The following is a 10,832-nucleotide window of genomic DNA, read 5'->3' on the forward strand; positions in this document are numbered from 1 at the left end:
ACCGATCCGCCCATCAAGGCGGTCCGCCGCGTGCTGCCCCCGCTGCGGATCGGCTCGTTCGCCCTGGACTTCGGTTTCACGATCGTGATGTTCGCCGTCATCGTGCTGATGTACGTCGCCATCGCGCTGCAGAACACCTGACGGCGGCGCCGGACCGGTGCCCGGCGCGCACCTCGAGAGGGCCGCTCGCGACACGCGCGAGGAGGCACGCCCCCCGGATTCGGGGTGCCGCACGCGCCGTTGGCGCTACCCTTGCCGACACTGCATTCCAGCCCGCAGAGAACCATGAAGGTGGGACCATGGCCCTCACGCCCGAAGACGTCGTCAACAAGCGATTCCAACCGACGAAGTTCCGCGAGGGATACGACCAGGACGAGGTCGACGACTTCCTCGACGAGGTCGTCGTCGAGCTGCGCCGGCTCGGCCAGGAGAACGAGGACCTCCGCCAGCGGCTGATCGCGAGCGAGTCGCGCATCGCCGAGCTGCAGCGCTCCTCCGTGCCGCAGACCGGCGAGCAGCCGTCGCAGGCCCCGATCCAGCAGCTCAGCTACCCGACGGCGCAGGTCGACGCGGGGGCGATCGACCCGTCGAACACCAACAACCTGCTGCAGCTCGCGCGCCGCCTGCACGAGGAGCACGTCCGCGAGGGCGTCGAGAAGCGCGACGCGCTGATCGCCGAAGGGCACGCGACCGCCGCGCGCGTCGTCGCCGACGCCGAGTCGAAGCAGCGCGCGCAGCTGTCGTCGCTGGAGCAGGACCGCGCGCTGCTCGAGCACCGCATCGACGAGCTGCGGACCTTCGAGCGGGAGTACCGCCAGAAGCTGAAGGGCCACATCGAGGGCCTGCTGCGCGAGCTCGACTCGTCCAACGTCGTGACGGCGGGGGCCTACGGCAACGTCGGCGTCCCCACGCCGTCGGGGTTCCAGGCGTTCGGTGGCAACTGACACCAGCGGAGCTGACGGGGCGCTGCCGGAGACGGCAGCGCCCCGTTCCGCGTCCGGCCGCGTGCGCCGCGGCGTGCTCGCGCTGCTGATCGGCGTGGCCGCGGTCGTCGCGGCGGCCGACCAGCTGGCGAAGGCCTGGGCGATCGCGAACCTGCCGGCGGGGGTGCCGGTGCACGTGCTCGGCGACGCGCTGGTCTTCCAGCGGGTCGCGAACCCGGGAGCCGCGTTCTCGCTGGCCACGGGCTCGACCTGGATCTTCTCGATCATCGCCGTCGCGGTGGTCGTGTTCCTCGTCTGGTTCGCGCGCCGCATCCGCTCCTGGGCGTGGGGCGCGCTGTTCGGCCTGCTGCTCGGCGGCACGCTCGGCAACCTCACCGACCGCCTGACCAGGCCGCCCGGGTTCGGCGTCGGTCACGTCGTCGACTTCATCCTCGTGCCGTGGATGCTGCCCGCGATCTTCAACGTCGCGGACACCGCCATCGTCACCTCCATGTGCCTGTTCGTGCTGCTCACGCTGCTCGGCCGCGGCATCGACGGCAGCACGCGGCCGGCGAAGGCGGCGGACTGACCGTGCCGCAGCGTCTGCTGCCGGTCCCGGACGGGCTCGCGGGGGAGCGGGTCGACGCCGGGCTCGCCAAGCTGCTCGGCCTGTCCCGCACCCGCGCGGCGGCGATCGCGGACGCCGGCGGCGTCGAGCTCGACTTCCGGGCAGCCGGTCGCTCCGACCGGCTGCCGGCGGGCGCCCTCCTCTCCGTGACCTGGGAGGAGGAGCGCGAGACCGCCGTCGAGGCGATCGCCGTGCCCGGGCTGGACGTGGTGTTCGAGGACGACGACCTGATCGTCGTCGACAAGCCGGCCGGCGTCGCCGCCCACCCGTCGCCCGGCTGGACCGGGCCGACCGTGGTCGGCGGGCTCGCGGCGGCGGGCGTGCGGGTCAGCACCTCCGGCGCCGCCGAGCGGGCCGGCGTCGTGCACCGCCTCGACGCCGGCACCAGCGGGCTGATGGTCGTCGCGAAGAGCGAGACCGCCTACACGGCGCTGAAGCGGGCGTTCAAGGAGCGGACGGTCGACAAGGTCTACCTCGCGCTCGCGCAGGGGCACCCGGACCCGACCTCCGGCACGATCGACGCGCCCCTCGGCAGGCACCCGAAGGCCGACTACCGGTTCGCGGTGGTCAGCGACGGGCGGCCGTCCGTGACCCACTACGACACCCTGGAGGCGTTCCGGGCGGCGACGCTGCTCGAGGTCCACCTGGAGACCGGCCGCACCCACCAGATCCGGGTGCACCTCGCGCACCTCCGGCACCCGCTGGTCGGCGACACGATGTACGGGGCCGACCCGGTGCTGGCCGAGCGGCTCGGCGTCGATCGGCAGTGGCTGCACGCGGCGCGGCTCGGCTTCGAGCACCCGGCGACGGGGGAGCAGGTCGCGTTCGAGAGCCCGCTGCCGCCGGACCTGCGGCACGCCCTCGACCTGCTCGCCGAGTAGCGGCGGCTCGGCTCGGTGACGATGACGTCTGCTGGATCGGCGGCGGAAGCGGCGCAGGCGAGTCGACCGTCGCCGCCCTGCTCGGGAGCCGTGCCGGCCTGCCCGTCGTGCAGACCGACGTGTCGCTGCACCGGCACGCGGAGGAGCTTGCGGGCGACCCGGTGGTCGACGCCTTCGCCGGCATGTCGATGGACGAGCGGTGGGTGCGCAGGTCTCCGGAGGAGATGCTGCGGACGTTCCCGTGGTTCGACTGCGCGGGGTTCGACCTGCTGATCGACGAGTTGCCGCCGGGATCAGCGATCGTCGAGGGGTTCCGGCGGACTCCGCTGAACCCGTTCGCCGTTCCGCAGAAACCGTTCGACACGCCGGCGATCCGCGCGTGGCGCCCGGCGTGTCGGGAAGTTCCTGCGGAACCGCGCACGAGATGCGGATCCACGTGAGCCGCGGGTCGTCGTCGGGCCCGAAACGCGATCCGACCAGGGGACTCTGCCACTGTCCGTGGCAGCCGCTAGCGTCCTCCCACGATGGGCGCCAACGACAGCTTCGTTCACCTGCACGTGCACTCCGAGTACTCGATGCTGGACGGCGCCGCGCGCCTCGGCGACATGCTCGGCGAGGCCGCGAAGCAGGGCATGCCCGCCATCGCGATCACCGACCACGGCAACACGTTCGGCGCGTTCGACTTCTGGAAGCAGTCCCAGGCGCACGGCGTGAAGGCGATCATCGGCACCGAGGCGTACCTCACCCCCGGCACGCACCGGTCGGACAAGACCCGCATCCGCTGGGGCGACGGCGGCGGCGACGACGTCTCCGGCTCCGGCGCCTACACGCACATGACGCTGCTCGCGCAGAGCACGCAGGGCCTGCACAACCTGTTCAAGCTGTCGTCGCGCGCGTCGATCGAGGGGTACTACTTCAAGCCCCGCATGGACCGGGAGCTGCTGCACGAGCACCACGAGGGCCTGATCGCCACGACCGGCTGCCCCGGCGGGGAGGTGCAGACGCGCCTCCGGCTCGGCCAGTGGGACGAGGCCGTCGCGGCCGCGGCGGAGTTCCGGGACATCTTCGGTGCGGAGAACTTCTTCGTCGAGGTCATGGACCACGGCATCAGCGTCGAGCGGCGGGTGCAGCAGGACCTGCTGCGGCTCGCGAAGGAGCTGTCGCTGCCGCTGGTCGCGACGAACGACCTGCACTACACGCACGCCGAGGACGCGACCAGCCACGCGGCGCTGCTGTGCGTGCAGTCCGGCTCCACGCTCGACGACCCGAACCGGTTCAAGTTCGACGGCGACGAGTACTACCTGAAGAGCGCAGCGGAGATGCGGCAGATCTTCCGCGACCTGCCCGAGGCCTGCGACAACACCCTGGTCATCGCGGAGCGCTGCGAGATCGAGTTCGACACGAACGCGAACTACATGCCCCGGTTCCCGGTGCCGGAGGGGGAGACCGAGGACTCCTGGTTCGTCAAGGAGGTCGACCGCGGCCTCGAGGTCCGCTACCCCGCGGGCGTGCCGGACGCGGTGCGCAAGCAGGCCGAGTACGAGAAGTCCGTCATCCTCCAGATGGGCTTCCCCGGGTACTTCCTGGTCGTCGCCGACTTCATCAACTGGTCGAAGAACCACGGCATCCGCGTCGGCCCCGGCCGCGGCTCGGGCGCCGGCTCGATGGCCGCGTACGCGATGCGGATCACCGACCTCGACCCGCTGGTGCACGGGCTGATCTTCGAGCGGTTCCTGAACCCCGACCGGGTCTCCATGCCCGACTTCGACGTGGACTTCGACGAGCGCCGCCGGGACGAGGTGCTCCGCTACGTCACGGACAAGTACGGCGACGACCGCGTCAGCCAGATCGTCACCTACGGCACGATCAAGGCGAAGCAGGCCCTGAAGGACTCCGGCCGCGTGCTCGGGTTCCCGTTCGGCATGGGGGAGAAGCTCACCAAGGCGATGCCGCCCGCGATCATGGGCAAGGACATCTCGCTGTCCGGCATCTTCGACTCCTCGGACAAGCGGTACAAGGAGGCCGGCGACATCCGGGCCGTGATCGAGATGGACCCGGAGGCGAGGACCGTCTTCGACACCGCCCTCGGCCTCGAGGGCCTGAAGCGCCAGTGGGGCGTCCACGCGTGCGGCGTGATCATGTCGAGCGTCCCGCTCACGGACGTGATCCCGATCCAGCGTCGCGAGCAGGACGGCCAGATCGTCACCCAGTTCGACTACCCGGCGTGCGAGTCGCTCGGCCTGATCAAGATGGACTTCCTGGGCCTCAGGAACCTCACGATCATCGAGGACGCCCTCGACAACATCAAGGCGAACCGCGGTCACCGGCCGGTCCTCGAGGACCTGGAGCTCACCGACGAGGGCACCTACTCGCTGCTCGCCGCCGGCGACACCCTCGGCGTGTTCCAGTTCGACGGCGGGCCGATGCGGGCGCTGCTGCGCCTGATGAAGCCCGACAACTTCGAGGACATCTCCGCGGTCGGCGCGCTGTACCGGCCGGGTCCGATGGGCGCGAACTCCCACACGAACTACGCGCTGCGGAAGAACGCCCTGCAGGAGATCGTGCCGATCCATCCCGAGCTGGCGGAGCCGCTCGCGGACGTGCTCGGCCAGACCTACGGCCTGATCGTCTACCAGGAGCAGGTCATGGCGATCGCGCAGAAGCTCGCCGGCTTCAGCCTGGGTCAGGCCGACATCCTCCGCAGGGCGATGGGCAAGAAGAAGAAGTCCGAGCTCGACAAGCAGTTCGCCGGCTTCAAGTCCGGCATGAACGAGCGCGGCTACTCCGACGCCGCGGTCGACACCCTGTGGGACATCCTGCTGCCGTTCTCCGACTACGCTTTCAACAAGGCGCATTCCGCCGCGTACGGCGTGCTGTCCTACTGGACCGCCTACCTGAAGGCGCACTTCCCGGCCGAGTACATGGCCGCGCTGCTCACCTCCGTGGGCGACGCCCGCGACAAGCTCGCGGTCTACCTGAACGAGTGCCGCCGGATGCGGATCCGGGTGCTGCCGCCCGACGTCAACGAGTCGATCGGCTTCTTCGCCGCCGTCGGCGAGGACATCCGGTTCGGCATGGGCGCGATCCGGAACGTCGGCGCCAACGTCGTCGAGCAGATCATCCGGGCGCGCGAGGAGAAGGGCCGCTTCACCTCGTTCCACGACTTCCTGCGCAAGGTGCCGCTCGTCGTCGCGAACAAGCGCACCGTGGAGTCGCTGATCAAGGCGGGCGCCTTCGACTCGCTCGGCGCCACGCGGCGCTCGCTGCTCGAGATCCACGAGGACTCGGTCGACGCCGCGGTCTCGATCAAGCGCAACGAGGCCAACGGGCAGGTCGACCTGTTCGGCGGCATGTTCGAGTTCGAGGAGGACCCGGACCACGTGCCGGACCGACCCGAGTGGGGCAAGAAGGAGAAGCTGGCGTTCGAGCGGGAGATGCTCGGCCTCTACGTCTCCGACCATCCGCTCGCCGGGCTGGAGGCGCACCTCGCGAAGCACGCCTCCACCTCCATCGGCGACCTGCTCGCGCTCGAGACGCCGCCGGACGGGGAGCAGGTGACGCTCGCCGGGCTCGTGACGGAGGTGCAGCACCGCGTCGCCCGCAACTCCGGCAACCAGTACGGCATCGTGCAGATCGAGGACTTCGGCGGCACGGTCAGCGTGATGTTCCTCGGCAAGGCCTACCAGGAGTTCGCGCCCGCGCTCGTCGCCGACAGCGTGGTCGTCGTCCGCGGCCGGGTGTCCGCCCGCGACGACGGCATGAACATCCACGCGAACAGCGTCTTCTCGCCCGACCTCGGATCGAGCGGAGGCGGCGGGCCGCTCACGATCACGCTTCCGGACGTCCGCGCGACCACCGCGACGGTGACCTCGCTGTCCGACGTGCTGATCCGTCATTCCGGCGACACGGAGGTGCGGCTGCGGCTCACGAGGGGCGGCACCGCGCGCGTCTTCGAGATCCCGTTCCCCGTCGAGATCACGGCGGACCTCTACGGCGAGCTGAAGAGCCTGCTCGGGGCCGCCTGCATCTAGGCCCCGGATAGGCTCGACGACCGTGCTGCGGACCATCGACCTGCGGGGGAGCGCCCTGGACGCCGCGACGATCCGGGCGGCGCTGCCCCGACCCGAGCAGGATCCCGGGGCCGTGCAAGCGGACGTCCACGCGCTGATCGACGACGTCCGGCTGCGCGGCGAGCAGGCGCTGCTGGACCAGGCGGACCGGTTCGACGGCGGACGGCCGCCCGCGGTCCGCGTGCCGGTCGAGCAGGTGGTCGAGGCCGAGCAGGCGCTGCCGGCCGACATCCGGCGCGCGCTCGAGATCGCGATCGAGCGCGTCAGGGCGGCGAGCGCCGCGCAGCTGTCCCAGCCGGTGACCACGCGCCTCGGCGACGGCGCGCGGGTGCTGCAGCGCTGGATGCCCGTCCGCCGCGTCGGGCTGTACGTGCCCGGCGGCCGGGCGGTCTACCCCTCCAGCGTCGTCATGAACGTCGTCCCGGCGCAGGTCGCCGGCGTCCGCGCGATCGCGCTCGCGACGCCGGCGCAGCGCGACCACGGCGGCCGTGCGCACCCCGTGATCCTCGGCGCCGCCGGCCTGCTCGGCGTGCACGAGGTGTACGTGATGGGCGGGTCCGGCGCGATCGGCGCCTTCGCCCACGGCGTCCCCGGGATCGGCCTGGATCCGGTCGACGTGGTCACGGGGCCGGGGAACGTCTTCGTCGCTGCGGCCAAGCGCGCGGTCGCGGGGCTGGTCGGCATCGACTCGGAGGCGGGGCCGACCGAGATCCTCGTCATCGCGGACGCCGGGGCGTCGCCCGACCTGGTCGCGGCGGATCTGGTGAGCCAGGCTGAGCACGACGTGCTGGCGGCCGCGGTCCTCGTCACCGACTCCGTCCTGCTCGCGGAGGCGGTCGACGCGGCCGTCGAGCGTCGCGCGGCGGCCGCCTTCCATCGCGAGCGGGTCGCGGTGGCGCTCACGGCGCCGCAGTCCGGCATCGTGCTCGTCGACGACCTCGCCGCCGCGGTCGCGGTGAGCAACGCGTACGCGCCGGAGCACCTCGAGGTGCAGACGGCGGACCCGTGGCCCCTGGTGGCGGACCTCACCGAGGCGGGCGCCGTGTTCGTCGGGCCGGGCTCGCCCGTCAGCCTCGGCGACTACGCGGCGGGGTCGAACCATGTGCTGCCGACCGGCGGCACCGCGCGCTTCTCCGCGGGCCTGTCGGTCCGGCCGTTCCTCCGCCAGCAGCAGGTGATCGACTACGACCTGGACGCCCTGCGGGAGGCGCGACCGATCGTCCGCGCGCTGGCCGACGCGGAGGGGCTGCCCGCGCACGGCGACGCCGTCGATGCGAGGTTCCCGGCCGGCGCGGGGCCCGAGCAGCGCAGCGCCTGATCAGCGCCGAATCACACCGGTGTCGTTCGTCGAGCCCGCCGGGTAGGATCGGGGCCCGATGCACTGCCCGTTCTGCCGGAACCCGGACACCAGGGTCGTCGACTCCCGCGTGAGCGACGACGGCCTCGCCATCCGCAGGCGCCGGCAGTGCCCGAACTGCCACCGCCGCTTCTCCACCACCGAGACCGCGAGCCTGTCGGTCATCAAGCGGGGCGGCGTGCTCGAGCCGTTCAGCCGCGAGAAGGTCGTCGCCGGCGTGAGGAAGGCCTGCCAGGGCCGTCCGGTCACCGACTCCGACCTCGCGCTGCTGGCGCAGCGGGTCGAGGAGGCGATCCGTGCGACCGGGGCGAGCCAGGTCGAGGCGAACGACATCGGCCTCGCCGTGCTGCCCCCGCTCCGCGAGCTCGACGAGGTCGCGTACCTCCGCTTCGCGAGCGTCTACCAGGGCTTCACCTCGCTCGACGACTTCGAGGCGGCGATCACGCTGCTGCGGGTCGAGGCGGCGTCGAAGGACGACGTGTCCTCCTCCGCGACCGGAGCCTGACCACGCCGTGACGGCGGTCGAGCGGCTCTACCGCGCCCTCTTCTCGGTCGTGCTCGTGCGGCTGCCGCCGGAGACCGCGCACCACGCGGCGATGCTCGCGATCCGCGCGCTCGGCGCATCGCCGCGGGCCGCGTACCGCCTCCGCCGCCGGACGACGCGCCGCGGTCGCCCGGTCGCGACGATGGGCCTCGACCTGCCGACCCCCTTCGGCCTCGCCGCGGGCTTCGACAAGAACGCGGTCGGCCTGCGCGGCCTCGCGGCCCTCGGGTTCGGCCACGTCGAGATCGGCACCGTGACCGCGCAGCCGCAGCCCGGCAACCCGAAGCCGCGTCTGTTCCGGCTGCCGGCCGACCGGGCGCTGATCAACCGGATGGGCTTCAACAACAACGGCGCCGAGGTCGTCGCCGCGCGGCTCGCTCGCCTCCGGCGCGCCGGAGGCCTGCCGGTGCTCGGCGTGAACATCGGCAAGAGCCGGGTCACGGCCGTCGAGGACGCGATCGACGACTACCGGTTCAGCGCCCGGCTGCTCGCCCCGCTCGCCGACTACCTCGTGGTGAACGTGTCCTCGCCGAACACCCCGGGCCTCCGGGGCCTGCAGGAGCTCGACCTGCTGGAGCCGCTGCTGGCCGCCGTGCTCGCGGAGTGCGGCTCGACGCCGCTGCTCGTGAAGATCGCCCCCGCCCACGACGACGACGCGGTCCGGCACATCGCCCTGCTCGCGGGCCGACTCGGACTCGGCGGGGTCGTCGCGACGAACACGACCACGGGGCGGGAGGGGCTCCGCACGCCGGCCGCGGCGGTCGCGGCGATGGGGGCAGGCGGGCTGTCCGGGCCGCCGGTCGCGGCCCGGTCGCTCGAGATCCTCCACCTGCTGCGCGAGGCGCTGCCCGCGGGCGCGTGCGTGATCAGCGTCGGCGGCGTGACGTCGAGGGCCGACGTGCGCGCCCGCCTGTCCGCCGGCGCCGACCTGGTGCAGGGCTACACCGCGTTCCTGTACCGGGGACCCGGCTGGGCCGCCGACCTCGGCAGGGCCTGAGCCCTACTCGACCTTCGCGCCGCGCTTGACCTGGGGCTTCGGCACCCGCAGGCTGCGGAACTGCGCCGAGCGCATCAGCACGTACAGGTTGAGGCCCCGCTCGACCTTGCCCCGGTCGCCCAGCCTCGCCGTGAGCCGCCGGCGGATGATCGCGGCCCGGATCAGGCCGTCGACGATCACCAGCGCGAGGAAGCCGTACAGCGGCGCGAACAGCCAGGTCGCCGCCGGGATCAGCAGCGTCGCGATGAAGAACAGCACGAACACGGGGATCAGGAACTCGCCGATCGACCACTGCGCGTCGACCCAGTCCCGGGCGAAGCGGCGCTGCGGACCGCGGTCGCGGGCCGGCAGGTAGCGCTCCTCCCCGTTGGCCATGCCCAGGCGGGCGCGCTCGCGGCGCTCCGCCTCGCGGGACTTGGAGGCGCGCCGTGCGGCCTTGCGGTCGGTGACGACGATCGGCCGCCTGTTGGCGGCCTCGCGCTCCCGGCGCGACGGCGTCGCTCGGCCCTTGCCGACGACCGGCACCTCCGGCTCGGCGGGTGCTTCCGTGGTCCGCTTCGCCATGGGGGAGCCTCCTCGTTCGGACTTCTAAGGTTACCGCCATGCCCATCACCCCCGCGGAGCAGCCCGTCGTCGATGCCGTGTCCGCCGGGTTCCCGGCCGCGGTCGCCGCGCTGGGACGGCTGGTGCGCATCCCCTCGGTCGCCTTCCCCGGGTTCGACCGCGCGCACCTCGAGACCAGCGCCGGGGCCGTCGCCGAGCTGCTGCGCGCCACCGGCGTCTTCGAGGTCGTCGAGGTGCTCCGCGCCGAGTACCCGACCGAGCAGGGGACGGCGACGGGGTCGCCCGCGGTCGTCGCCAGGCGTCCTGCGGCACCCGGTCGGCCGACCGTGCTGCTCTACGCCCACCACGACGTGCAGCCGGCCGGCCGCGACGACCTGTGGGAGACGCCGCCGTTCGAGCCGACCCTCGTCGGGGAGCGGCTCTTCGGCCGCGGCGCCTCCGACGACAAGGCCGGGGTCGTGACGCACGTCGCGGCGATCACGGCGGCGGCGCTGGCGCTCGGCGACGACCTCGAGGTGGGCATCGCCGTGTTCGTCGAGGGGGAGGAGGAGGCGGGCTCCCGCTCCTTCGACGCGTTCCTCGCCGATCACCACCGGCTGCTCGAGGCCGACGTGATCGTCGTCGCCGACTCCGACAACGTCAGCACCACCGTGCCGGGGCTGACCTCGTCGCTGCGCGGCAACGTCACCGCGAACCTGACGATCGCGACGCTCGACCACGCGAGCCACTCCGGCATGTACGGCGGCGCGGTGCCCGACGCGCCGCTCGCCGCGATCCGGCTGCTCGGCACCGTCTGGGCCGACGACGGCTCCGTCGCCGTCGACGGGCTGACGACGCGGGTCGACACGGGCAGCGTCCACGGGCTGAT

At 72.5% G+C, this 10,832-nt stretch carries 10 protein-coding genes; 9 read left to right on the plus strand and 1 reads right to left on the minus strand.

Annotated elements, in window-relative coordinates; translation table 11 throughout:
• Window positions 1-299: 299 nt before the first annotated feature.
• The 8 genes from ACFE60_RS14155 to ACFE60_RS14190 all read left to right on the plus strand — a co-directional run bounded on the left by ACFE60_RS14155 (window position 300) and on the right by ACFE60_RS14190 (window position 9,400).
• Entirely contained in the window at window positions 300-944 is a 645-nt protein-coding gene (locus ACFE60_RS14155) for a DivIVA domain-containing protein (protein ID WP_375389509.1), read from the plus strand.
• A complete protein-coding gene (gene lspA, locus ACFE60_RS14160; protein WP_375389510.1) occupies window positions 934-1,512 on the plus strand; it encodes a signal peptidase II in 579 nt (192 codons plus the stop codon). The genes ACFE60_RS14155 and lspA overlap by 11 nt, the downstream gene beginning before the upstream one ends.
• 2 nt (window positions 1,513-1,514) lie before the next feature.
• Window positions 1,515-2,432, plus strand: coding sequence for an RluA family pseudouridine synthase (locus ACFE60_RS14165; RefSeq protein WP_375389511.1), 918 nt, complete (start codon window positions 1,515-1,517; stop codon window positions 2,430-2,432).
• A gap of 107 nt (window positions 2,433-2,539) precedes the next feature.
• Entirely contained in the window at window positions 2,540-2,872 is a 333-nt protein-coding gene (locus ACFE60_RS14170; RefSeq protein WP_375389512.1) for a hypothetical protein, read from the plus strand.
• 84 nt (window positions 2,873-2,956) lie between these two features.
• Window positions 2,957-6,463 (plus strand): DNA polymerase III subunit alpha, encoded by a 3,507-nt coding sequence (gene dnaE, locus ACFE60_RS14175; protein ID WP_375389513.1) that lies wholly within the window; start codon window positions 2,957-2,959, stop codon window positions 6,461-6,463.
• A gap of 22 nt (window positions 6,464-6,485) precedes the next feature.
• Entirely contained in the window at window positions 6,486-7,820 is a 1,335-nt protein-coding gene (hisD, locus tag ACFE60_RS14180; protein ID WP_375389514.1) for a histidinol dehydrogenase, read from the plus strand.
• Window positions 7,821-7,878: 58 nt separating this feature from the next.
• On the plus strand, window positions 7,879-8,364 hold the full coding sequence (gene nrdR / locus ACFE60_RS14185) for a transcriptional regulator NrdR (RefSeq protein ID WP_375389515.1): 486 nt from the start codon (window positions 7,879-7,881) through the stop codon (window positions 8,362-8,364).
• 7 nt (window positions 8,365-8,371) lie between these two features.
• Window positions 8,372-9,400, plus strand: a complete 1,029-nt coding sequence (locus tag ACFE60_RS14190; RefSeq protein ID WP_375389516.1) for a quinone-dependent dihydroorotate dehydrogenase — start codon at window positions 8,372-8,374, stop codon at window positions 9,398-9,400.
• A gap of 3 nt (window positions 9,401-9,403) precedes the next feature.
• Here ACFE60_RS14190 and ACFE60_RS14195 read toward each other — a convergent pair whose 3' ends face one another.
• Window positions 9,404-9,964 carry a DUF3043 domain-containing protein gene (locus tag ACFE60_RS14195; protein ID WP_375389517.1) on the minus strand — a complete coding sequence of 187 codons (561 nt, stop codon included), beginning with the start codon at window positions 9,962-9,964 and terminating at the stop codon, window positions 9,404-9,406.
• A 38-nt stretch (window positions 9,965-10,002) separates the two neighbouring features.
• Here ACFE60_RS14195 and ACFE60_RS14200 point away from each other — a divergent pair.
• On the plus strand, window positions 10,003-10,832 hold an 830-nt coding region (locus tag ACFE60_RS14200), incomplete at its 3' end, for a M20/M25/M40 family metallo-hydrolase (RefSeq protein WP_375389518.1).

Origin of the sequence: uncultured Amnibacterium sp. (assembly GCF_964245895.1) — a bacterium.
Taxonomy (GTDB): Bacteria; Actinomycetota; Actinomycetes; order Actinomycetales; family Microbacteriaceae; genus Amnibacterium.